Annotated in this window: 18 protein-coding genes and 1 tRNA gene; 12 read left to right on the top strand and 7 right to left on the bottom strand. The window is 65.2% G+C overall.

Annotated elements, in window-relative coordinates; translation table 11 throughout:
- Positions 1-85: 85 nt before the first annotated feature.
- Genes yidC through rpmH form a run of 3 tightly spaced genes read right to left on the bottom strand, consistent with a single transcriptional unit; the run spans position 86 to position 2,533 of the window.
- Positions 86-1,993 (bottom strand): membrane protein insertase YidC, encoded by a 1,908-nt coding sequence (gene yidC / locus ACVWVY_RS03265; protein WP_456625029.1) that lies wholly within the window; start codon positions 1,991-1,993, stop codon positions 86-88.
- Positions 1,990-2,373, bottom strand: coding sequence for a ribonuclease P protein component (rnpA, locus tag ACVWVY_RS03260; RefSeq protein WP_456625028.1), 384 nt, complete (start codon positions 2,371-2,373; stop codon positions 1,990-1,992). The genes yidC and rnpA overlap by 4 nt, the downstream gene beginning before the upstream one ends.
- Before the next feature lie 25 nt (positions 2,374-2,398).
- Positions 2,399-2,533, bottom strand: a complete 135-nt coding sequence (gene rpmH, locus ACVWVY_RS03255; RefSeq protein WP_008542748.1) for a 50S ribosomal protein L34 — start codon at positions 2,531-2,533, stop codon at positions 2,399-2,401.
- 434 nt (positions 2,534-2,967) lie between these two features.
- Between rpmH and ACVWVY_RS03250 the strand changes: the two genes are divergently transcribed.
- Complete coding sequence (locus tag ACVWVY_RS03250) at positions 2,968-4,443, top strand: ATP-binding protein (RefSeq protein WP_456625027.1); 1,476 nt, start codon at positions 2,968-2,970, stop codon at positions 4,441-4,443.
- 50 nt (positions 4,444-4,493) lie between these two features.
- On the opposite strand, the gene ACVWVY_RS03245 is transcribed toward ACVWVY_RS03250, so the two are convergent.
- From ACVWVY_RS03245 to ACVWVY_RS03235, 3 genes are all read right to left on the bottom strand, one after another.
- Positions 4,494-5,462, bottom strand: coding sequence for a Bug family tripartite tricarboxylate transporter substrate binding protein (locus tag ACVWVY_RS03245; RefSeq protein WP_456625026.1), 969 nt, complete (start codon positions 5,460-5,462; stop codon positions 4,494-4,496).
- Between the two features lie 56 nt (positions 5,463-5,518).
- Positions 5,519-6,337, bottom strand: coding sequence for an alpha/beta fold hydrolase (locus ACVWVY_RS03240; protein WP_456632084.1), 819 nt, complete (start codon positions 6,335-6,337; stop codon positions 5,519-5,521).
- 86 nt (positions 6,338-6,423) lie between these two features.
- Positions 6,424-7,167: a GntR family transcriptional regulator gene (locus ACVWVY_RS03235; RefSeq protein ID WP_456625025.1), complete on the bottom strand. Its 744-nt coding sequence runs from the start codon at positions 7,165-7,167 to the stop codon at positions 6,424-6,426.
- 106 nt (positions 7,168-7,273) lie between these two features.
- Here ACVWVY_RS03235 and ACVWVY_RS03230 point away from each other — a divergent pair, with 106 nt between their 5' ends.
- The 6 genes from ACVWVY_RS03230 (at position 7,274) to ACVWVY_RS03205 (ending at position 11,833) form a co-directional block, all read left to right on the top strand.
- Positions 7,274-7,888 (top strand): glutathione S-transferase family protein, encoded by a 615-nt coding sequence (locus ACVWVY_RS03230; protein WP_456625024.1) that lies wholly within the window; start codon positions 7,274-7,276, stop codon positions 7,886-7,888.
- A complete protein-coding gene (locus ACVWVY_RS03225) occupies positions 7,881-9,098 on the top strand; it encodes a CaiB/BaiF CoA transferase family protein (RefSeq protein ID WP_456625023.1) in 1,218 nt (405 codons plus the stop codon). The genes ACVWVY_RS03230 and ACVWVY_RS03225 overlap by 8 nt, the downstream gene beginning before the upstream one ends.
- Entirely contained in the window at positions 9,095-9,712 is a 618-nt protein-coding gene (locus tag ACVWVY_RS03220) for a carboxymuconolactone decarboxylase family protein (protein WP_456625022.1), read from the top strand. The genes ACVWVY_RS03225 and ACVWVY_RS03220 overlap by 4 nt, the downstream gene beginning before the upstream one ends.
- On the top strand, positions 9,709-10,602 hold the full coding sequence (locus tag ACVWVY_RS03215; protein WP_456625021.1) for an amidohydrolase family protein: 894 nt from the start codon (positions 9,709-9,711) through the stop codon (positions 10,600-10,602). Before ACVWVY_RS03220 ends, ACVWVY_RS03215 begins: the two co-directional genes overlap by 4 nt.
- Positions 10,599-11,384, top strand: coding sequence for an enoyl-CoA hydratase/isomerase family protein (locus ACVWVY_RS03210; RefSeq protein ID WP_456625020.1), 786 nt, complete (start codon positions 10,599-10,601; stop codon positions 11,382-11,384). The genes ACVWVY_RS03215 and ACVWVY_RS03210 overlap by 4 nt, the downstream gene beginning before the upstream one ends.
- Positions 11,385-11,756: 372 nt before the next feature.
- A tRNA-Arg gene (locus ACVWVY_RS03205) sits at positions 11,757-11,833 on the top strand.
- Positions 11,834-12,394: 561 nt separating this feature from the next.
- Here ACVWVY_RS03205 and ACVWVY_RS03200 read toward each other — a convergent pair.
- Positions 12,395-17,215, bottom strand: coding sequence for an NAD-glutamate dehydrogenase (locus ACVWVY_RS03200; RefSeq protein WP_456625019.1), 4,821 nt, complete (start codon positions 17,213-17,215; stop codon positions 12,395-12,397).
- A 556-nt stretch (positions 17,216-17,771) separates the two neighbouring features.
- Between ACVWVY_RS03200 and ACVWVY_RS03195 the strand changes: the two genes are divergently transcribed.
- The 5 genes from ACVWVY_RS03195 (at position 17,772) to ACVWVY_RS03175 (ending at position 23,094) form a co-directional block, all read left to right on the top strand.
- Positions 17,772-19,019, top strand: a complete 1,248-nt coding sequence (locus ACVWVY_RS03195) for an NAD(P)/FAD-dependent oxidoreductase (RefSeq protein WP_456625018.1) — start codon at positions 17,772-17,774, stop codon at positions 19,017-19,019.
- Positions 19,020-19,380: 361 nt separating this feature from the next.
- Entirely contained in the window at positions 19,381-20,298 is a 918-nt protein-coding gene (locus tag ACVWVY_RS03190; RefSeq protein WP_456625017.1) for an ABC transporter permease, read from the top strand.
- On the top strand, positions 20,295-21,170 hold the full coding sequence (locus ACVWVY_RS03185) for an ABC transporter permease (RefSeq protein ID WP_456625016.1): 876 nt from the start codon (positions 20,295-20,297) through the stop codon (positions 21,168-21,170). Before ACVWVY_RS03190 ends, ACVWVY_RS03185 begins: the two co-directional genes overlap by 4 nt.
- On the top strand, positions 21,167-22,147 hold the full coding sequence (locus tag ACVWVY_RS03180) for an ABC transporter ATP-binding protein (protein WP_456625015.1): 981 nt from the start codon (positions 21,167-21,169) through the stop codon (positions 22,145-22,147). The genes ACVWVY_RS03185 and ACVWVY_RS03180 overlap by 4 nt, the downstream gene beginning before the upstream one ends.
- Positions 22,144-23,094, top strand: coding sequence for an ABC transporter ATP-binding protein (locus tag ACVWVY_RS03175; RefSeq protein ID WP_456625014.1), 951 nt, complete (start codon positions 22,144-22,146; stop codon positions 23,092-23,094). The genes ACVWVY_RS03180 and ACVWVY_RS03175 overlap by 4 nt, the downstream gene beginning before the upstream one ends.
- Positions 23,095-23,115 lie beyond the last annotated feature (21 nt).

Below are 23,115 nucleotides of genomic sequence, written 5' to 3'. Positions count from 1 at the left end.
GCGCAGTAAAGACGTGAATGCCCGGCACAAGGCCGGGCATGACGGGTTGGAGATATCGGGACAGCTGTCGACGGTGTTGCCGCCGTCACGTCTTCTCGACGGCCTTCTTGGGCGCGAACGTCGCCTTGATGTTGTCGAACAGCTCCACCTTCACGCCGTTCTTACGCATGATGTAGCTCTGCTGCAGCACCGAGAGCAGGTTGTTCCAGGCCCAGTAGATCACCAGACCCGCCGGGAAGCCCGCCAGCATGAACGTGAAGATCAGCGGCATCCAGTCGAAGATCATCTTCTGGGTCGGATCCGGCGGCGTTGGGTTCAGCTTCATCTGGAACCACATCGTGATGCCCATGATGATCGGCCAGACGCCGAGCGCGAGATAGGCGCCGAGCACCGGTACATGCGTCGGGTCGAAAGGCAGCAGTCCGAACAGATTGAAGATCGTGGTCGGATCGGGCGCCGAGAGGTCCTTGATCCAGCCATAGAACGGCGCGTGGCGCATTTCGATGGTGACGAACAGCACCTTGTAGAGCGAGAAGAATACCGGGATCTGGAGGGCTACCGGAAGACAACCCGCGATCGGATTGATCTTCTCCTTGCGGTAGATCTCCATCATCTCCTGCTGCTGCTTCTGGCGGTCGTCGGGGTAACGCTCCTTCAGCGCGGCCAGCTGCGGCTGCACCGACTTCATCTTCGCCATCGAGGCGTAGGACTTGTTGGCGAGCGGGAAGAACAGCAGCTTGACCAGCACGGTCACCAGCAGAATGGAGACACCGAAATTGCCGACCAGGTGGTAGAAGTAGTCGAGCGCCAAAAACATCGGCTTGGTGATGAAGTAGAACCAGCCCCAGTCGATCAAGAGATCGAAATGGTTGAGGTCGAGCTGCTTGTTGTAGCCGCCGTGCCCGGCGAGCGGGAAATTGATGCCGACGACGCCGGCTTCCTTGGCCCCCGCAAACAACCGCGCATTGGCGCTGCCGGTGCCGCCGATCGCAATGGTCTGCGGATCCTGCAGGTAGTCGGTCTGATAACGAATCTTGGAGCCAGGTTCCTTGGCGGGGGGTTCGGCGAGGAAGCGGGCCTTGAGGCGCGCTGTCGTCTCGGGCAACAGCGCCGCAGCCCAATATTTGTCGGTGATGCCGAGCCAGCCATTCGTCACATTGAACTCAAAGCCCCGCGCGCCATTGCCCAGCACGGGCGCCTCGGCGACGGATTTGTAGCCGTGCTCCTGCAGGCCCTTTTCGCCGAGATAGCCGATCAGGCCTTCATGCAGGATGTAGTAGCCCGAGACCTCCGGCGTGCCGTGGCGGGAGATCAGGGCGAACGGATAGAGCGTGACGGGCGCACTGCCGACGTTGGTGACGTCGTCCTTGACGGTGAACAGATAGCGGTCGTCGATCGTAATGGTGCGACGGAAGGTGAGGCCTTCGCCATTGTCGTATTTCAGCGTCACCGGGTTGCTCGGCGACAGCGCGCCCGAGCCCTCCTGCTGCCACACCGTGTCGCGGTCGGGAAGCCGCGCCGTCGAGCCGGAGGCCGCCACCCAGCCGAACTCGGCATAATAGGGATGAGCCGTGTTCGAAGGCGAGAACAGCACGATCGCGGGCGACTTCGGATCGACGGTGTCGCGGAATTTCTCCAGCGACAGGTCGTCGATGCGTGCGCCCTTCAGCGCGATGCTGCCGGAAACCCGCGGCGTCTCAATCTTGATGCGGGGCGAGGCCGCGATCGCGGCGTCGCGGCTGACGACGGGCGCCGGCGCGCCTAGCTGGCCGGCGGGCGTGGTGGCGGATGGAGCCGAGCCCGGTTGTGGCGTGGTCGACCCCGGCGCCGTCGATCCCGGCGCTGTCTGCGGCGACGGCTTGTTGAGCTCGGTCTGGGCCTGGGTTTGCGCGCGCTGCCGCTCCATCTGCGGCATGTTGTAGAAATACTGCCATGCGATCAGCACAAGGCCGGACAGAATGACGGCGAGGATGGTGTTGCGGTTGTCGGTCATCGTTCTGGGGTCTCGCCATTCAATTCGGACTGCGGGTCGCGCCGCTGTGGTTTCGGCTGCCGGTCGAGGCGATGCAGCGCCGAACGGAGATCTTCGAGCATGGTTGCGAAGTCGCGGGTGAGCGCGGCCCGGCGGCCGACCAGGACATAATCATGGTGTGGTCGCATGGATATGACGTCCAGCCGCTTCACGAGTTCGCGAAGCCGGCGCCGGATGCGGTTGCGTTCGGTGGCGGTACCGTTCTTTTTGGTAACGGTGAAACCGATCCGGATCGGGCGATCATCGTCGCGGAGGCGGCCCTGCACCACGAAGGCAGCGCTGTTCGCCCGCGTGCCATTGGCAACGGCGAGAAAGTCCGCCCGCTGCCTCAGCCGATCCATGAATGAAATCTCCGGAAGATCCGGCTCAGGCGCTCAGACGCTTGCGGCCACGCGCACGGCGGGCGGCGAGAACCTTGCGGCCGCCGGCAGTGGCGAGACGGGCGCGGAAGCCGTGACGGCGCTTGCGCACCAGTTTGCTGGGTTGATAAGTCCGCTTCACGGGTAGTTCTCCGCTGACCGGGCAATTTGCCTGTTGAATTGAGATCAAGTCCGATGATGCGGGCCGGCCCGAAAAAGGGCCATTTACGGCCCAAACGAGCCGCCCCCGGGTGGAACCGGGCCATCGCGGACAGTTGGCGCGGCTTATACGGGAGCGACCTGTTTTCGTCAATGTCGGGGGTTGCCGGACCAGCCGTTCTTTGAAACGTCGCAATTGGGGCGAATATATCTGTTTTCGCGGGGTTTTTAGGGGCGAGACGGTGGCGTGCCCGGACCCTTGGAACATCGGGACATTAGCGATCGGTAATTTGACCGGTCGGGGGCGCAGAACGCATCCTCGGAATCAGTGTACGGGTCAGGACCAGCGCCGGTCTTATGACCCGGCAAGGCTCCAGACATGGGGCTCCAAACACAGAGATATCAAGGCGGATATTCGTGTCAGTGACCGACGAGCAGCCGACCCTTCAAGCGCCGCGGCCCTCGGGCCCGCGGCGGCTCGGCTTGTCCGGCAAGCTTTTGCTGCTGACGATCCCGCTCGTGATGATCGCCCTCCTGATGATCTACGTGCCTTCGATCGCGAATTTCTGGACCAACCGGCTGAACGACCGCCTCGCGGCGGCCAACACGGCCGCCCTGGTGCTGGATGCCGCGCCGCTCGGCATGGTGCCGGATTCGCTGTCGCGGCAGATCTTGATCAGTGTCGGGGCACGCGCGGTCGCCATCAAGATGGGACAGCAGCGCCGGCTGCTCGCCAGCGCTGACTTGCCGGCGGCGATCGACCGCGACATCGACATGCGGACGCTCACGGTGTGGTCCGCGATCGTCGAGTCCTTTGAGATCATGCTGGAGACCGGCAACCAGACCATCCGCGTGGTCGGGCCCGCGCCCGGAGCTGCGCAATTCATCGAGGTGGTGATCGATGAAAAGCCGTTGCGGCTGGCAATGTACCGGTTTTCCCGCAACCTGCTGGTGGTTGCGCTGGGAATCGCAATGCTCGCCGCGGGGCTGGTCTACCTCGCGCTGCATTTTCTGTTCGTGCGGCCGATGCGGCGGTTGACCGCCAATCTCGTCGGCTTCCACGAAAACCCGGAAAGCGCGGCGCGCATCATCGTGCCGAGCCATCGCGGCGACGAGATCGGCGTTGCCGAGCGCGAATTGTCCGACATGCAGCGTGACCTGGTCTCGATGCTCTCGCAGAAGAGCCGGCTCGCCGCGCTCGGGCTTGCGGTGTCGAAGATCAACCACGATCTGCGCAATCTTCTGGCGTCCTCGCAATTGCTGTCGGACCAGCTCGCCAGCGTGCCGGATCCAAGGGTGCAGCGCTTTGCGCCGAAACTGATGCGCTCGCTGGAGCGCGCCATCGATTTCTGCCAGTCGACTCTTTCCTATGGCCGCGCACAGGAAGCCGAGCCCGACCGCCGCATGATCCTGGTCGAGCCCGTGGTATCGGAGGTGCGCGAATCCGCAGGGCTGGCCGCCGACGCCTCGGTCACCTGGATCAGCGCGATCGAGCGCTCGCTCTCGATTGATGCCGACCCCGACCAGCTGTTTCGCGTGCTGCTCAACCTGGTGCGCAACGCCGCCCAGGCACTGGAAAGCGCCAAGGGGGATAGCGCCGCCTTGCAGATCCGCATCACCGGCCGCCGCGAAGGCTCGGTCGCGATCATCGAGGTTTCCGACACCGGCCCCGGCGTGCCGGCGAAGGCGCGCGAGCATTTGTTCGAGGCGTTCCAGACCTCCGGCCGCCCCGGCGGCAGCGGGCTGGGCTTAGCCATTGCGGCCGAACTGGTGCGCGCCCATGGCGGCGACATCCACCTGGTCGAAGGCACCATCGGCGCCACCTTCCGGATTTCGATCCCGGACCGCCCGGTGGAATTGCAGACCGTCCGCAACGAGCGGGCGCGGGCTTAAAGGGCCTACCAGATCGCGCGAAGCCGACGGGCCATCCGGCCTCGTGCAAATCACTGCAGCTTGACGCCCCCGGCTTTGCCGACCTGCGCCCACTTCTCCATCTCGGCCTTCACATGGGCCGAAAACTGTTCGCCCGTGCTGCCGACCGTGGTCGCGCCCTGAAGGGCGAGCTTGTCCTTGACCTCGGTCGAATTCAGCGCCTCGAGCGCCGCTGAAGAGATCCTGGCGGCGACGTCGGCTGGGAGGCCGCTCGGCGCCACGAGCCCATACCAGTTGTTGGCGAGCACCTGCGGCATGCCGAGCTCGGCCGTCGTCGGCACGTCGGGCGCGCTCGGGGCACGTTTGGCGCTGCCGATGGCGAGCGCCCGGAGTTTACCCGCCGTCACGTTGCCGAGCAGCACGGGAATATCGGCGAACATCATGTTGACGTGACCGCCGAGCAGGTCGTTCACGGCGGGTGCCGCGCCGCGATACGGCACGTGCTCGATGTTGATGCCTGCCGACACCTTGAGCAATTCCCCCGCCATGTGCGGCACGCCGCCGATGCCGGTCGAGGCGAAATTGAGCTTGCCCGGTTTGGATTTGGCGAGCGCGATGAGTTCGCCGAACGTCTTGACCGGGACGTTGTCGGCGACGACAAGCAATTCGGGAACCTCGACGACCTGCGTCAGCAGTTTCAAGTCCTTGTGCACGTCGTACGGCATCGCCTCGGAAAGCACCGGTGTGATCGCGAGCGGACCAGCGCTCGAAATGCCGAGGGTGTAGCCGTCGGGCTCTGCTTTCGCGACCGCGCCTATTCCCGTTACGCCGCCCGCGCCGCCACGGTTCTCGAGGATGATCGGCTGGCCCAGCAGAGGGGCCATCTTCTCCGTCAGCACACGGGCGATGGTGTCGGCCGGACCGCCGGCCGGAAACGGTACGATCAGCTTGATCGGCTTGTTGGGATAGGACTGGGCTTGCGCCAATTGCGGCAAGACGACAAGCGCGGCCACGATCATCCCGCGAACGAGACTTCGCATCATTACTTTTCCTCCCATGGGCGAGGCGCTTGCTGCGCCTCTTTTTTCTTGGTGCGTTACAGCTTCGCGATCCACGCCACGATAGCGTCGACGACGGCGCCGGGCTGTTCCGGGATCAGCGCGTGGCTGGCATTGGGAATGACGACGACGGACGCGCGATCGCCGAACTCCTCGCGGCTTTCGTTCCACTTCTCTTTCGGCTTGAACGGGTCCCCGTCGGGCACCAGATCGAGCATCGGTACCGTGCCTGCCTGCCAGTATTCAGCCTGTTTGGTCGCGGCTACCGCCACGCTCTGCGCCTTGTTTGCCGCGGGCGCCCAGCCGTGCAGCCACACGGTGGCGTCATGGGCTGGAAGGAAGAAGCCCTTGCGCAAGGCCGCGAGGCGCTGTTCGTCCGGCAGGCTCGTATCGCCGGCTTGCTGCACGACGGCCCGCAGTTCTTCCGGGTACGCTTTGGCGGCCGCCGCCATCAGAACGACGCCGCGTACGAGCGCGGGATGGTCAGTGGCCGTCATGCGCGCCACCCAGTTGCCGAAGGCATGACCGGCGATCACGGCCGGGCCTGCGTTCTCGCGGGCGATGACATGCGCGACGTCGCGGGCGAGATCCTGCATGCGGATGCCTTCGAGCGGGCCCGTGCTCTTGCCGGCGCCACGCGGCTGCGGCCGCAGCACGCGATAGCCGGCCTGTGCAAGCCGGGACGCGACATCGTCGAAATCCTCGGAGTCGCGGCCGCGCGATGGCAGCATGACGATCAGCGGCCCGCGGCCTTCGGCGATCAGATCGATTTCGACGTTGTCATAGCGCACGATTTCGCGGCTGCGCGTCGCTTCGGCAGAGGCAGCCGGACCATGCGGCTGCATCACCGACCACATCGCGGCCACGGCAACGATACCCCGGATTCCGCGCCGACATGCTTGAACATAAAGTTCATACTTATGACCTATTTGCTCTGCGCCGGTCATTTGACGTCCATGTCCACCCGCACGACGTCGCCGCGGTATATGCCCTTTGACACCAGCACGAGCCGCCCCCGCTGATCCACCGCCGAACGATCGACGAAACAGATCGGCGCATTCAGCGGCAATCCCAGCAGTTCCGAGACTTCCAGATCCGAACTGCCGATCGTCATGGTCTGACGTGCGCTTTCGATGTGCACGCCGGGAATGCTCGCGGCGAGGCGCATCGCGGTCAGCGTTGTGATGGCGCGCTTCGGCAGGCGGCTCGCCAGCGCGGCGTCGATATAGACCTCGGCGATAAGGAACGCCCGCCCGTCACGGACGTGGCGGCGCCGCAGCCGCCGATAGGTCCGCGATATCGTGCCGATATCGTGCGGCCAGCGCTCGGGCGCAGGAACCAGCGTGTCCTCGAGCACCTCGATCGTCGCGCCGTCGCGGGTGTTCAACATGCCGCGGAGGTCGGTCGTCACATCGAGCCAGACATGCGCCCGGGCCTTGTCCGTGACGAACGTGCCCTTGGCGCGATAGCGCGAGACGAGGCCCTCGTCTTCGAGCAGGCCGAGCGCCTGGCGGATCGTCGCACGCGCGACGCCGCATTCGGCCATCAGCTGTTCGATGGTTGGGATCTGGCCGCCGGCGGGCCACTGGCCGGACATGATGCGGCTGCGGAACAAGGTCGCGAGCTGGATGTAGCGCGCCACGGCACTACGGCTCAAAGGTACTCCGGCGTCGGTCAGGCTTGCCACGTTTTCTCCCGGCTGGCAGTTCGAATTGACAAAAGTCCGTATATATGACCTTTACCGCGATGGGAAGGCCCTTGAAGCGGCCTGCACTATTCTCGACGGGCGAAGCATGAAGCTGCATTGGTCTCCACGGTCGCCGTTCGTGCGAAAGGTAATGGTCGCCGCGCACGAACTCGGCCTCGCCGAAAAAATCGAATGCGTGCGCAGTGTCGCGGCGATGAGTAAACCCAACCCCGCGATCATGCTGGACAATCCGCTGAGCAAGATCCCGGCGCTGGTTCTCGGGGACGGCACGGTGCTGTTCGATTCGGCCGTCATCGTCGAATATCTCGATAGCCTCGCCGGAGGCGGGCGGCTGCTCGCGCCGGCGGGCCGGCTGCGCTGGCTGGTGCTGAGCCGTCAGGCGCTTGCCGACGGCCTGCTCGATCTGCTCGTGCTCTGGCGCAACGAGCGCGACAAACCGGCCGGCCGGCAGACGCACGCGTGGCTCGACGCCTTCGCCATCAAGGCCGCCGCCACGCTCGACCGCCTGGAGGCGGAGGCGGGCGCACTGGAGAGCGAGCCGTTCGGGATCGGGCACATCGCGGTCGGCTGTGCGTTCTCCTATCTGGATTTTCGCTTTGCCGATCTCGCGTGGCGCGAGGGCCGGCCCCGGCTGGCCGCGTGGCAGGCCACGTTTGCGGCGCGCCCGTCGGCCAAAGCGACGGAGATCGTCGATGGCTGAGGCGGCGCATCCCCGCAACGGTCCATTGAAGCACATCCGCGTGCTCGACCTCGGGCGCATCATGGCAGCGCCGTGGGCGACGCAGATTCTCGCCGACCTCGGCGCCGACGTCATCAAGATCGAGCGGCCGTGCGCGGGCGACGATACGCGCGCCTGGGGTCCGCCATTTCTCCGGGATCAGGACGGCAACGCCACCGGGGAGAGCGGCTATTTTCTTTCGGTCAATCGCGGCAAGCGATCCGTCGCCGTCGACATCGCGACCGTCGAGGGCCAGCAACTGATCCGTGCCATGGCGCAGGAATGCGATGTCGTGATCGAGAATTTCAAGGTCGGCGCGCTTGCGAAGTACGGTCTCGATGCGGCGTCGCTGCGCAGGCTGAAGCCGTCGCTGGTCTACTGCTCGGTCACCGGTTTCGGCCAGGACGGTCCGAGAAGCCAGAACGCCGCGTACGACTTCGCCATCCAGGCCATGGGCGGCCTGATGAGCGTGACCGGCGAGCGCGATGGCGAGCCCGGCGGCGGTCCGCAGAAGGTCGGCATTCCCGTTGTCGATATGATGACGGGCATGTACGCGACGGTGGCCATTCTCGCCGCACTGGCGCGGCGCGCCGAGACCGGGCAGGGCGAGACCATCGACCTTGCCATGCTCGATGTCGCGGCGGCGTTCCTCGCCAACCAGGCGATGAACCATCTCGTCTCCGGCAAAACGCCGCAGCGCGGCGGCAACCGTCATCCCAACATCCAGCCGCAAGACGTGTTTGCCGCGTCCGACGGACATTTCGTGCTCGCGGTCGGCAATGACGGCCAGTTCGCAAGGCTGTGCGAGGTGATCGGCGACGCCAGTCTCGCGCGCGCCCCGCGCTTCGCGACCAATGCCGCCCGCGTCCGTGCCAATGCCGACCTGACGGCGCTGCTGTCCGCCGCCTTCGCCTCGTGGAAGCGGGACGCACTCGTGGCCGCGCTGGACGCCGCCGGCGTGCCGGCCGCGCCGATCAACACGATCTCTCAAGTCTTCGCCGATCCCCAACTGCAACATCGCGAGATGTTGCGATACCTGCCGCATCCGCTCGCCGGCCGCGTCCCCCAGGTCGTCAGCCCGATCAGACTCGCCGATGCGCCGCTGCGCTTCGACCGGGCGCCGCCGCTGCTCGGTCAACATACGCAGGAAGTGCTGCGCGAACTCGGATTGCTCGCGGAAGGCGCATCGTGACCGGCGTCGAGGACCAGCGTCCGCGCATTCCACTGCTCGACGTCGAAGACATGAACGCCGAGCAGCGCCGTCTCCACGATTCCGTCGTGTCGGGTCCGCGCGGGCAGATGATCGGTCCGCTGCGTGCGGCGATCCACAGCCCGGAGCTGGCGTCGGCATGGTCGACGCTTGGCGAGTTTCTGCGCTATCGCACCTGTTTGCCGTCTCGCCTCAACGAACTCGCGATCATCGTGACCGGACGGCGCTGGACGGCGCAGGTCGAGTGGTGGGTGCATGCGCGCGCCGCGGTAGTGGCGGGCGTGGGGCAGGAGATCGTCGATGCCATCGCGGCGCTCGAAAGCCCTGATTTCGACGATGAGGCGGAGTTCGAGGTTTACGATTTCACGCGCGCATTGCAGCAGACGGGTCGCGTGCCGGCTGAAACCTACGCCGCCGTACTGGGCCGCTGGGGCGCGCGCGGTGTGGTCGAATTGACGGCGGTGATCGGCTATTACACGATGGTGGCGCAGACATTGAATGCGCACCAGTTGCCGTTGCCTGAGGGCACGACGGGTCTGGCGCCCGAGACCATCCTGGTCACTCTGCCGCCGGGGCGCCACGGGAGTGCGTCGTGAAAGCGGCCGACTTTGCGACCGTGCCGGCGCCGGGCGCGGGCGCGCCGGCATGGACGCTGCCGCTCGACGCGTGCGATGCGCATTTTCACGTGTTCGGCCCGCACGATCGCTTTCGTCCAGTGGCCACGCCGCTTTACGCGCTTCCCGATGCGACGCCGCAGGTCGCGGCCACCCTGCGCAAGACACTTGGCCTGACGCGCGGCGTGCTGGTTCAGCCGGCGCCCTACGGCAGCAATCCCGATGCCATGCTGAGCGCCATCGCGACCGCGCCCGGCACGCTCCGCGGCATTGCGGTCGCAGATCCCGGCATCGACACCGGCACACTCCAGCGCTGGCGCGCCGCGGGCATCGTCGGGCTCCGCTTCGTCGAGATGCGCGCACCGGATGGTAGCCGCTATCCCGGCAGCGTCGGCTTCGATGCCATCGCGGTGCTGGCGCCGCGCATGCGGGCGGCTGGCCTTCACGCCCAGCTATGGGCCAGGGCGGGTGATCTCGCGGAATGGCTGCCGCATTTGCTGCGCTCGAAGGTGCCGCTCGTGCTGGACCACATGGCGTGTCCTGATCCGCTGCATGGGCCGAATGCCGCTGCCTTCAAATCCATTCGTGCGCGCCTCGCCGACAGTGACGTCTGGGCCAAGCTGACGATTTGCCGTGTGTCGCAACGTCCCGGGCATGACGATGCGCGCGCCTTCCACGACGCCCTGATCGCCGCCGCGCCGGAGCGTGTTGTGTGGGGGTCTGACTGGCCCTATGTGCGCATGAACCCGGCGCCGGATGCCGGTCAGATGCTCGATCTGCTGCGCTCCTGGGTGCCTGATCCGGCGCAGCGCGCCCGCATTCTCGTCGACAATCCCGCTCGCCTCTACGGCTTCGAAAGGACTGCCCCATGAAAGGTCTCGAAACGCTCGAACGCTTCCGCATCGAGGTCACCGATCACGTCGCGACGCTGACGATCACGGCGCCGCCGGTGAACTCGCAGGATCGTAAATTTCGCGAAGAGATCGTCAGGATTTTCGATGTGCTCGGCGCCGAGACCGACGTGCGCGCCATCGTGCTGACCGGCGACGGCAAGATCTTTTCGGCGGGCGCGGATCTGTCGGAGCGCCCCGCGCTGCTGCAGGAGCCGGGCGGCTATTCGCGTCACAACCGTCTCGTGCGCGCCTCGTTCGATTGCGTGATGGAATGCCCGAAGCCGGTGATCGCGGCCGTCAACGGCGCGGCGATCGGCGCCGGGTGCGTGCTCGCCCTCGTCTCCGACATCCTCGTGGTCGCCGAGGAAGCCTACATGTCCATGACCGAGGTCGATTACGGGCTTGCGGGCGGCGTCCGCCACGTCTTGCGCTCGTTCAGCCCGTCGGATGCGCGCCTGATGATCTATACGGCCAGGCGCATGTCGGGCGCCGACCTCTACCGCATGAACGTCGCGTCCGTCTGCGTGCCGCGCGAGCGTGTCGTTGCCGAGGCGCAGGCGATCGGCAAGACGATCGCAGAGAAGGTGCCGCTCGCGGTCGTTGCGGCCAAGCGTTCGTTCGGATTGACCGAGGAACTGCCGCTGCGCGACGGCTATCGCTACGAGCAGAGCCAGACGGCTGCGCTGGCCGAAACCGAGGACACCAGGGAAGCGCTCGCCGCGTTCCGCGAGAAGCGCAAGCCGGTGTTCAAGGGGCGGTGAGCCTCCCCGGGGTGCTCATGGGCCACGGTCGCTACCGGGCTTGCGTCGGCGGCAATCCGGGCAGGGCCACGCCGCCGAGACATTCATGCCCGCGATCGGCTGGAAATCCCGCGCAGCGCGCGGTGCGCCCCGGTTGGGGCACCGCGAAGGGCCGTGTACTTAATTGCCTGTAATTGCATATAAATTTCGGGAGCGCCCCAACAAGCGTCCGGAACCGGCATCAAACTGCCGGCCTCCAATTCGGCCGGCAAATCGCACCAAGCGGACCTTGCCAAGCGAGGCCGGAGCGGGTAGCTAAAGCGCTCTTTCGCGACCGTCCGACCTTATTCGGACGCATCCGGGCCCCTTAAGCCCAAATGCACAAGCGAAAACGCGCCCGTAGCTCAGCTGGATAGAGCACCAGACTACGAATCTGGGGGTCAGGAGTTCGAATCTCTTCGGGCGCGCCATTTCCGCTTCGTTTGCGATGCCGCCAATCAATCGCGGCCATTGCACCGCGTCCCGTGGCTTACGGGATCCTTGCTACAACGTCTGGCCGGTTTTTCTCGAGCCAGGCGACGGCCTCGGGTCCTTCGACGACGCACTCGAAGGTTTCCCAGGTTGGGTCCTCTAGGGATTCCGATTTCAGTCGCTTCGCCGCATACTCAACGAGGTCATGCAAGCGTTCGTATCCTCGTCGGTGCTCGAGGGAATCTGCAATCGCTGTGCTGGCCCATCCTCGCCGGGCCAAATTGATGATGCTCGGAGCGTCAGCCTCGCTGAACCAGGGTGTGGCATCGAACTCGATGCAGCGGACATTATCGGCGGTATGGCAAGTAGCGTGGATCATTGGATTCCTCCGTTCGCCGGCTGACAATCTGCGCTAGCATTGCGCGTTACAGCGTTTTCAAGCGAAGTGGACGCCGGTTCGCGTTAAGAAAACGCGTCAGAACAAGAATCTAGAGCCCGGTTCTAGTTCTTTCAGAATCGAAAATGCTCTAGAGTTTCACATCGCTGCCTCGCGCACGCCCTCAGGCTTTGACCAAGTCCCCCAGCAGGTTCGCCGCCACCGTCAGCTTGGCGAGCGTCAAGCCACTGGCACCAATCTCCTCGACCGAGCGGCGGATACGCGTCGCTTCGGGATGAGCCGCGATCCAGGTCTCGACGGCCTGCTGGCCGGACTGTCCGGTTGCCAGCATATCCGCGGCCAATCTTCTTTCGGCGACAGCGATCTGCTCAACGGCGCGATCGATGGCCATACGTTCGAAGTAATCGTTTGCCGGCACGCTGCGCGCGGCGGCGATAATGCGGTCGAGACGGAAGTTGGCCTCGGCGGCGAAGAAGGTCGCCGCCGCATCGCCGATGGCGCGCGTGGTGCGCTCCGCAACTGTCACGATGTCAGGTGCCGAGACCAGAGCGTCGAGATCGGCGAGTTCGCCGGCGAGGCCGGTCGGGACACCGGCATCGGTCAGGTCCTGCCGACGCTTGGCACGTGCGGCCTGCAAGTCCGGCGGTAACGCTGTGTCGAGCCCGCCGACGATCTGGCGGATAGCCGGGCCGAAGCGCGCGACGACGGCCTCCAGCCCATCCTTGAAATCGACGTTGCGCACGTACCAGACCATGCGGGAGAGCAGGAGGTCCTGCACAGCAGCGTAGAGGGACAGCTGCACCTGTCCGTCGATGCGGGTATCGAGTGCATCGATCGCGTCATTGAGCCACTTCAGTCCGTAGCATTCGTCGACCGCCACGTAGGCCATCACAATGGTCGCGATATCGGCGTCCGTCTCGTCGATCAGGCGCACGACACAGGCGGGGCCGCCGCGGTTGATCACCGCATTGGCGAGGCCAGTCGCGATGATCTCCCGCCGCAGGCGATGGAATTCGACCGCTGTCGGGAATTTGTCCTGAACCTCGCGCGGAAAATATTGGGATAGTTCGCGGGCAAGATAGGGATCATCGGGCACGCTGGTGGCGAGCAGGTCATCGTAGAGGGTCAGCTTGGCGTAGGCGAGCAACACGGCAAGCTCGGGCCGCATCAGGAACTGGCCGCGCCGTGTGCGCTCGGTGAGCGTTGCGTCGTCGGGCAAGAACTCCACCGTGCGACTGAGCAAGCCGCGCTGCTCCAGCGACTGCATCAGGCGGGTGAGGAAGCCGGTCTCGGCCGCGCCCTTGCGCTCGGCGAGCGAGAGCGCCAGCGTCTGCAGATAGTTGTTGCGCAGCACCAGCACGCCGACCTCGTCGGTCATCGCGGCAAGCAGGCTGTTGCGGTCGGCGGGGCTGAGGCGCCCCTCGCGCTCGAGGCGCGCCATCGCGATCTTGATATTGACCTCGACGTCGGACGTGTTCACGCCGGCCGAATTGTCGATGGCGTCGGTGTTGAGCTTGACGCCCTTCTGCGCCGCTTCAATGCGGCCGCGCTGGGTGACGCCGAGATTGGCACCTTCGCCGATCACCCGGGCGCGCACGTCGCCGCCCGTGATGCGGATCGTATCGTTGGCGCGGTCGCCGGCCTGATCGTCGCTTTCAGAGGAGGAGCGGACATAGGTGCCGATACCGCCAAACCACAAGAGGTCCGCACGTGCCTTCAGGATCGCCGTCATCACCTCGAAAGGCGTGGCTTGCGCCTTGTCGAGATCGAGCAGGGTGCGCGCTTCCGGAGCGAGCGGGATCGCCTTGAGCTGGCGCGAGAACACGCCGCCACCTTCCGAGATCAGCGACTTGTTGTAGTCTTGCCAGCTCGATCGCGGCAGGTCGAACAGGCGCTTGCGCTCAGCGAAGCTGATCGAAGGATCGGGCGAGGGGTCGATGAATATGTCGCGATGATCGAAAGCTGCCACAAGCTTTGTCGCCGGTGAGAGCAGCATGCCATTGCCGAAAACGTCGCCGGACATGTCACCGACGCCGACCGCGGTGAACGGCATGGTCTGAATGTCGGTGCCGAGCTCGCGGAAGTGGCGCTTGACCGCCTCCCAGGCGCCGCGCGCCGTGATCCCCATCTTCTTGTGGTCGTAGCCCTGGCTGCCACCGGAAGCGAAGGCATCGCCGAGCCAATGGTTCTTCTCGATCGAGATCGCGTTGGCGACGTCGGAGAAGGTGGCGGTGCCCTTGTCGGCGGCAACGACGAGGTAGGGGTCGTCGCCGTCATGGCGCACGGTGGATTCGGGCGGCACGACGATGTCGCCGTCGAGATTGTCGGTGAGTTCGAGCAGCGAGCGAACGAAGATGCGATAGGCTTCGGTGCCTTCCGCGAGCCAGGCTTCGCGATTGGCGGGCGGCGGCAGCCGCTTGGGCACGAAGCCGCCCTTGGCGCCGACGGGCACGATCACGGCGTTCTTGACCTGCTGCGCCTTCACGAGGCCCAAGATCTCGGTGCGGAAATCCTGCGGCCGGTCGGACCAGCGCAAGCCACCGCGAGCAACCTTGCCGAAGCGCAGGTGAATACCTTCGACGCGAGGTGAATAGACGAAGATCTCGTAGAGAGGTCGTGGAGCCGGCAGGTCGTCGATCCGGCGCGCGTCGAACTTGAAGGAGATCACCGGACGTGGATGTCCATTTTCGCCAATCTGCCACAGATTGGTGCGGATGGTTGCCTGCACGAGATTGGTGAAGCGGCGCAGGATGCGGTCTTCATCGAGTGAGGCGACGGATTTGAGCTGCTCCTCGATCTCGGCAAGCAGGGCTGTCTCGCGCGCCGAGCGCTCGGCCTCCGTTGAGGCGAGGGCTGGATCGAGGCGGGTCTGGAACAGCGCGACGAGGTTGGCCGTGATCGCGGCGTTCTTGCGCAAGGTCTCCCACATATAGTCCTGGGTGAAGGGAGCGCGGATCTGGTGCAAATAGCGAGACAACGCCCGGATGGCCGAGACTTCCCGCCAGCCCAGGGCCGTGCGCAGGATCAGGGCATTGTACCCGTCGGATTCGGCGCGGTCGGTGACCACCGCCATGATCGAGGCTTCCAGGCGATGGCTGAATTCCGGGTTGATCTCGATTGGCTGGCCGTCGCTGGTCTCGATCGTCATGTCGTGCAGCCAGACCGGCGCCGGCCTGGTACCGGGCACGATCTGATAGGTGCGTTCGTTGACCACGCGCAGGCCATGATTTTCGATAACCGGCACGCGGTAGGACAGCGATAGCGGTGCGGCGTCCGAGAACACCTTCAGGCCGAAGCGCCTTGGAGCGTCCTCGCTTTCGTCGCGGTGAACCGAAATCGTCACCGGTCGGGCCGGCGTGAGCTTTTCGACGGTCGCAATATCGGCGATCGCCTGTTCCGCCGTGAAGACCTCGGTATAGCCCCCGCTAAAGGCCTGGGCGTATCGGTTGGTGAGCATGCGCGCCCGCATGCCATCGGTCGACGCAGTGAGCGTGGCCTTCAGCCTGTCGGCCCAGGTTGCGGCAATGGCGCTGATCCCGGCTTCGAGCGCGGCGCGCTCGACGACGGGAGTTTTGCCTTCATAGCGCCCGATGATGTAGTGGACGCGCGCAAGCGCCCCTTCAGGGAATGATACGTAAGAGGCGGACAGGACCCCCTTGTAGGCCTGCGCCAGGAAGGCGCCGACGCGCGTGCGGACGTTGGTGTCGTATTTCTCGCGCGGAATGAAGGTGAGGATGGAGACGAAGCGATCGAATTTGTCCACCCGCGCGAGCGCCCGGACTCGGGGGCGCTCGTAGAGGATCAGAACCTCTATGACGAAATTGTTGAGAGTGTCGACGTCGACCTGGAACAGTTCGTCACGCGGATATTCTTCGAGAATATGCATGAGCGCTTTGCCGGAATGGCCGCTCGGGTCAAAGCCCGCACGCTGGAGGACCCCCGACACCTTGTGGCGGACATAAGGGATCTGTCGTACCGAGCGGGTATAGGCGCCTGAGGTGAAAAGGCCGACGACGCGCAACTCGCCCTCGAGCCGGCCGTCGGGGGTATAGAGCTTGATGCCCACATAATCCATCCGGATGCGGCGATGGACGCGGCTGGAGACATTGGCCTTGATGACGATCAGCAGGGTCGGCTCGCGCATGAAGGCGCGAATTTCCGGCGTCATCACTACCATTTCGCTGCCGCGGCGCAGGACCTTCACGTCGGGATCGCGCAGGATGCCGAGGCCGTCGTCGGTTGTGACGTCGGACGCATCGCTGTCGGGCGAGAAGCGATATTCGCGCACGCCGAGGAAGGTGAAATTGTCCGCGCAGAGCCATTGCAGGAACTGGTTGGCTTCGGCGACCTCGTCGATCGGCAGCGGCGGTGGATTGGAAGAGAAAGTCTTGATCGCTTCCTCGACGCGGTCGCGCATGGCGCGCCAGTCGGTGACGCAGGCGCGGACGTCGTTCAACGTCCTGGTGAGGCCGTCGATCAGCTTCTGGCGATCGGCATCGGCGTCCAGGCGGTTGATGTGGAGGTGAATCAGGCTTTCGCGCGTGCCCTTTGCGCCCTCGGGCAGTGCTTCGCCGTAGAAGCGCAGCAGCTTGCCCTGGTCATCGCGCTCCACGGCGATGATCGGGTGAGCGACAAGGGTGACTTCGATGCCCTGCTCGGCGAGCTCCGCCATGGTGGAATCGAACAGGAAAGGCATGTTGTCGTTGAGAATTTCGAGCACGGAAATCTCGCGCCCGTTGGGCAACGTCGGGTTGGCGACGCGGATATCGGCGCGGCCTGCCGTGCGCCGCTGCACGTGTTCCCAGGCTTGCTCCGCCAGGAGGGCAAGCGAGGCGGCATCGTAATTGGCGAGGTCCTCAATGTTGGTGTAGCCGAACAAAGGCTCGGCAAAGGCCCGGGGGCTCTTGCCCGGCTGCACGTTGCCCGCTGCATCCCGGATCAGAGTTGCCCGGGCTTTGTCATCACGCGCCATAATGTCCTCCATTTGCCGCGCCGTCCGACCACAGCCGCGATCATCAGCTAGATTCTGGAGTGCATCTCTTCGAGCGCCATTGCCTTGACCGCGTACGCAAAATCCTCGGTCTCGAAACTTCGACAGCTCCCGACGACAATACTACGATCCCGGAGCGAAAGGGGCACGCTGTCGTGAAGCGTGCTGAAATTCCCTACGGCAGCGCGTGAGGCCGAAGTCGGCGCCCACGGCGGTCGAACCATTGAGGGCGGAAGAAATCACAAGCAATTTCAATTGTGTATGAATGGCGCGCCATTCGGTATCAAACTGAGAACGCCAAAACCCACCGTTTTTGCGCCTGAAACGGCGGCGATCGCGCGCAGCCGTTCGCTTTTCAAGTCCATGATGCGAATTCTTTCGCGTCCACCTCCACACGCCCGGCGATCCTTGTCGCTTTGCTGACATTCGGGGGCGCGATCCTGGGTTTGATCGTGGGCGCGGTAACCGCCTATCGCGCGGCCGGTCGCGTGGCTTGAGCATCCCCAAAGACTGCTCCATATGAAGTCCTGGGAAAGTGTTTGGAAACGTGATGTCGGATGACCAAGCGGATGTCGTGGTGCTCGGCGCGGGCATCGTCGGCGTATCAACGGCCTATGCCGCGCGAGAACGCGGGATGTCGGTCGTTCTCGTCGACCGGCGCGAGCCGGGCAGCGAGACCTCCTACGGCAATGCCGGCATCATCAGCAGCGGCTCGATATCGCCGCTCAACAATCCGTCGCTGTGGAAGGCGCTGCCGAAATATTTGACCAACCGCCACGCCGCATTGCGCTGGAATCCGGTCTGGGCAATTCAAAACGCGGGATGGGTCGCGCGCTTTCTGGCCGATTCGGCTGCGTCGCGTTTCAGGCCGCGGGCGACCGCGCTGCATGGGTTGATCGGTGCATCGGCAAAACTGCACCGGGAATGGATCGTGAAAGCGGAAGCCGGGCATCGCATTCGCGAAACCGGCTGGCTCAAGGCGTGGCGGAGCGATGCGGCCGCGTCGGCGAAGCAGGAGCAGGCCCTCCTGGCCGAATACGGCATCGCCAGCGAATTGCTCGATCGCCAGGCCATCTCTGCGCTCGAGCCTGATATCGTGCCGGTCTACAAAGTGGGGTTGCTGCACACGGAGACCGCCTCGGTCGACTCACCGGGTGCGGTGGTCAAGGCCTATGCGCGGATGTTCGCTGGTGTCGGCGGCGATGTCAGGCAGGCGGACGTCAAGGCGATCGTGCCTGACGGCGATCGCTGGCGCGTGGTACTGGCCGATGGCGAGATTTCGGCGCGCCATGTCGTGGTCGCGCTGGGACCATGGTCAGCAGATATCTTGCGGCCGCTCGGCTACCGCGTTCCGCTCGCCTTCGAGCGTGGCTACCATCGCGAATTCAGGCCGAACCCGGCACGTCCGTTGCGGCGTCCGATCTATGACATCGACGGCAGCTTTATCATGACCCCGATGGAGCAGGGCATCCGCGTCACCTCGGGCGTCGAACTGACCGGCCGCGATGCACCTTCCTCGTTCGCGCAGCTCGATCAGGTGGTTCCGCTGGCGCGCAGCGTGGCCGAATTCGGCGACGCCGTCGGCGAAACCTGGCGAGGGTCGCGGCCGACACTGCCCGACAGCCTGCCGATGATCGGCCCAGTGCCCCGACATGCCGGCCTGTGGCTTGCTTTCGGAAACCAGCATATCGGCTTCACGACGGGGCCTGCGACGGGAGCCGCCATTGCCGCGATGATCGATGGTGCGCCCGCGCCCTACGACGTCACGCCGTTCGCGCCGGGCCGTTACGTTTCATGACCTGCGCACCGCAAACAGCATTGTTGCGGTAGGCCGGAGCTTGTTGGCGCAGATCGCTCGAAAAATGAGCGGTGGCCTTTCGGAAAGGCCACGCGGGGGAGGGCGCCGGAGCATGCGAGGTCTTGCGCGGCGGATCCTGATGCCGAATTTGGTCCGGGAATGGCCATGTTCCTCAATCAAGGAGGGGGGGAGAGATTGCATTCAGCGTTGGCACACACATTGCAATCATCGCAACAGGCCGATGCGCGGCGGGAAATCGTTGCAATCGTCCCTTGCATGGGGTGACAGTTTGGTGACACTTGTGATCGCTTCGCCGACCCGGAAATGCGCCTGCGCGCCGGTCGGCGCTGGAGTTTTGTAGATGTTGCGTCTAATTGCCCGGCGTCTTGTCATCGGGGTGCTGGTCGCGCTCACCGTGATGACGCTCGCATTCCTGCTGACGCGGCTGTCTGGCGACCTCGCCATTTCGATCGCCGGCCCGTCGGCAACGCAGGCCGACGTCGAAATCGTCCGCAAGGCCTACGGCCTCGATCGTCCGCTCTATGTCCAGTTCTTCGCCTGGACCGGCCGCGCCCTGGTCGGCGATTTCGGCCAGAGCTATTTCTTCAAGGATAGCGTGGCGAACCTGATCCAGAAGCGGCTGCCGATCACGGTCACGCTCGGCTTGGTCGGCCTCAGCCTCGCCCTGATCATCTCGCTGCCGCTCGGCATCCTGGCGGCGTTGCGCGAGAACACCTGGATCGATCGCAGCGTCACCCTGTTCACGATGGTGGGGCAGGCGGTGCCGAGCTTCTGGCTCGCATTGATCCTGATGATCGTGCTCGGCCTGCAGCTCGGCGTGCTGCCGATCTCGGGCACCGGCACCTGGCAGCATTTCGTGATGCCGGGGATCGTGCTCGCCTTCACGGCGATCCCGGCGCTGACGCGGCTGACGCGCTCGGGGATGATCGAGGCGATGGCTTCGGATTACATCCGCACCGCGCGGGCAAAAGGCCTGTCGCGGGCGCGCATCATCTTCAAGCACGCGCTGCGCAACGCCGCCATTCCGGTGGTGTCGATTGCCGCGGTCCAGCTCGGCTTCATGCTGGGCGGCTCGATCGTCATCGAGACGGTGTTCGCGCTGCATGGCGTCGGCTATCTCGGCTGGGAGAGCATCGCCAAGAATGATTTCCCCGTGGTGCAGGCAGTGGTGCTGGTGCTGGCCGTGTTCTATATCGGCCTCACGCTGCTGGCCGACATCCTCAATGCGCTGCTCGATCCGAGGCTGCGCACGGGATGAGCGAGCCGATTGCCATTCAGGCGCCCCAGCCTTCGAGTGCGTCGCGCATCGGCACCGCCGGCTTTGCGATCGGGATCGCTATCGTCGCGCTGGTCGTGGTGGCCGCGGTCGTCGGCAACGCGCTGGTGCCGCAGGATCCGTTCACGCAGGATCTCGGCAACCGTCTCAAGCCGCCGTTCTGGATGGAGGGCAGCCAGGCCGGTCACCTGCTCGGCACCGACCAGCTCGGACGGGACTATCTGGCGCGGCTGGTCTATGGCGCGCGCATTTCGCTGCTGATCGGCATCATGACGGTGATCACGTCAGGGTTGATCGGCATTACGCTCGGCGTGCTCGGCGGATTCTTCGGCGGCCGCGTCGACGATGTCGTGCTGTTCGCCATCACGACGCGGTTGTCCATACCCGTCGTGCTGGTCGCGCTCGCGGTGGTCGGGCTGATGGGATCGGGCCTCGGGCTCGTCGTCGCGACCCTTGGGCTGTTGTTATGGGATCGCTTCGCCGTGGTGGCGCGCGCGACCACCATGCAGGTCCGCAACCATGACTATGTCAGCGCCGCCTGGTGCGCCGGCGCATCGACGCCGCATATCCTGATCAGGGAGATCCTGCCGAACATCGCGAGCCATCTCGCGGTAGTGGCAACGCTGGAGATGGCGCTGGCGATCCTGCTCGAAGCCGCCTTGTCGTTTCTCGGTCTCGGCGTGCCGCCGCCGCTGCCGTCCTGGGGGTTGATGATCGCCGAGGGCAAGGATTACATGTTCTTTTCGCCCTGGGTGATCATGATCCCCGGCGTCGCGCTGTTTGTTCTGGTGCTCGGCATCAATCTGGTTGGCGACGGACTGCGCAATTTGCTCGGCGCGGAGCGGCTGCGATGAGCGCATTGTTGGAGGTCGAGGAGCTTCAGGTCACGTTCGGCGGCCGCACGGCGGCGGTGCGCGGCGCCTCGTTCCGGGTCGAGAAGGGCGAGACCCATTGCCTGGTCGGCGAATCCGGCTGCGGCAAGTCGGTCACCGCACTGGCTGTCATGAGTCTGCTCGCGCGCGGCGGCCAGCGTTCGGCGAAACGGATGAGCTTTGCCGGCACCGACCTGACGTCGCTGTCGGACCGCGAGATGGCGCGCCTGCGCGGCAATCGCATGGCGATGATCTTCCAGGAGCCGATGACCAGCCTCAACCCGGCGTTTACGATCGGCTCGCAGATGGCGGAGGTGCTGACGCGCCACAAGGGCGGCTCGCGCGCCGCGGCGCTCGACCGCGCCGCCGAACTGATGGGCCGCGTCGGCATCACCGCGCCGGGCATGCGGCTCGGTCAGTTCCCGCACCAGCTCTCGGGCGGCTTGCGCCAGCGCGTGATGATCGCGATGGCGCTGATGTGCGATCCCGAACTATTGATCGCCGACGAGCCGACCACCGCGCTCGACGTCACCGTGCAGGCGCAGATCCTGCGGCTGCTCGCCAACCTCAAGCGCGAGTTTGGCCTCTCGATCCTGCTGATTACCCACGACCTCGGCATCGTCGCGCGTGTCGCCGACCACGTGTCGGTCATGTACGCCGGCGAGGTGGTCGAGCGCGCGACGACCGCGGAATTGTTCCGCGCACCGCAACACCCCTATACGCGGGGGCTGTTGTCCTGCGTGCCGGTGCCGGGCCGCGTGCAGCGTGACAAGCCGCTCGGCTCGATCCCGGGCGTCGTGCCGGCAATTGGCGCCGGCTTTGCCGGCTGCGCCTTTCGCTCGCGCTGCGCCCATGCCGACAAGACTTGCGAGCATGAAATTCCGCGGCGGCCGGCAGGCGACGCGCACGAATATCTTTGCCGGCTCGAGCCGCACTGGGCGGAGCTGCAACCCGCATGACCGCCGCGATCGAGGTTGAAAACCTGCGGTGCGAATTCCGCGTCCACACCGGGTTGATGTCGGCGGAAAAGCGCGTGGTCGCGGTCGACGACGTCACCTTCAGCGTCCCGGCCGGCAGCGTGCTCGGCATTGTCGGCGAGTCCGGCTGCGGCAAATCCACGCTCGCGCGCATGATTCTCGGATTGCTCAAGCCGACGGCGGGGACCGTGCTGGTGGACGGCAAGCGCCTGTTCGACCTCGACCGCAAGGCGCGCGCCCGGCTGATCCAGCCGGTGTTCCAGGATCCGTTCGCTTCCCTCAATCCGCGCCGCCGCATCAAGGACATCGTGGCCTTGCCGCTGGCAGCCCAGGGCACCTTCTCGCGTGGCGAGATCGAGCGCCGGGTCGCTGGCATTCTCGAGCGCGTGGGGCTGTCGGCCGCGATGGGCGAGCGCATGCCGGCGCAACTGTCCGGCGGGCAACGCCAGCGCGCGGCGATTGCACGCGCGCTGGTGCTGGAGCCCAGGATCGTGATCTGCGACGAGCCGACCAGCGCGCTCGACGTTTCGGTGCAGGCGCAGATTCTCAATCTGCTCGCCGACCTGCGCCGCGACCTCGGACTGACCTATCTCTTCATCAGCCACAATCTTGCCGTCGTGGAACACGTGGCGAGCGAAGTCGCGGTGATGTATCTCGGCCGGATCGTCGAGCGCAACGAAACCGATGCGCTGTTTCGCGAGCCCGGCCATCCCTATACTCAGGCGCTGCTGGAAAGCGTGCTGACCCCGGAGCCGGGCAAGGGCGTGCCCGACATCGGCCTCGGCGACGCCATGCCGGATCCGGCCAATATTCCGCCGGGCTGCCGGTTCAACCCGCGCTGCCGCATCGCGGTCGAGCGTTGCCGCCATGAGGCACCAACGCGCATGGTCCGGCCTCCCCAGGGGATGGTAGAGTGTCATCTGGCATAGGGCGTGCTTCACGCCACTTCA

It is taken from the genome of Bradyrhizobium sp. URHC0002, assembly GCF_054059515.1.
Note: the sequence above shows the minus strand (reverse complement) of the source record. Positions and strands in the feature narration are given on the sequence as shown.

Coding starts and splice junctions, on each gene's coding strand:
- yidC (WP_456625029.1), bottom strand. CDS start 1,993: ATGACCGACAACCGCAACACCATCCTCGCCGTCATTCTGTCCGGCCTT.
- rnpA (WP_456625028.1), bottom strand. CDS start 2,373: ATGGATCGGCTGAGGCAGCGGGCGGACTTTCTCGCCGTTGCCAATGGC.
- ACVWVY_RS03245 (WP_456625026.1), bottom strand. CDS start 5,462: ATGCGAAGTCTCGTTCGCGGGATGATCGTGGCCGCGCTTGTCGTCTTG.
- ACVWVY_RS03240 (WP_456632084.1), bottom strand. CDS start 6,337: ATGTGGTCGGTGATGCAGCCGCATGGTCCGGCTGCCTCTGCCGAAGCG.
- ACVWVY_RS03230 (WP_456625024.1), top strand. CDS start 7,274: ATGAAGCTGCATTGGTCTCCACGGTCGCCGTTCGTGCGAAAGGTAATG.
- ACVWVY_RS03225 (WP_456625023.1), top strand. CDS start 7,881: ATGGCTGAGGCGGCGCATCCCCGCAACGGTCCATTGAAGCACATCCGC.
- ACVWVY_RS03210 (WP_456625020.1), top strand. CDS start 10,599: ATGAAAGGTCTCGAAACGCTCGAACGCTTCCGCATCGAGGTCACCGAT.
- ACVWVY_RS03200 (WP_456625019.1), bottom strand. CDS start 17,215: ATGGAGGACATTATGGCGCGTGATGACAAAGCCCGGGCAACTCTGATC.
- ACVWVY_RS03195 (WP_456625018.1), top strand. CDS start 17,772: ATGTCGGATGACCAAGCGGATGTCGTGGTGCTCGGCGCGGGCATCGTC.
- ACVWVY_RS03190 (WP_456625017.1), top strand. CDS start 19,381: ATGTTGCGTCTAATTGCCCGGCGTCTTGTCATCGGGGTGCTGGTCGCG.
- ACVWVY_RS03185 (WP_456625016.1), top strand. CDS start 20,295: ATGAGCGAGCCGATTGCCATTCAGGCGCCCCAGCCTTCGAGTGCGTCG.
- ACVWVY_RS03180 (WP_456625015.1), top strand. CDS start 21,167: ATGAGCGCATTGTTGGAGGTCGAGGAGCTTCAGGTCACGTTCGGCGGC.
- ACVWVY_RS03175 (WP_456625014.1), top strand. CDS start 22,144: ATGACCGCCGCGATCGAGGTTGAAAACCTGCGGTGCGAATTCCGCGTC.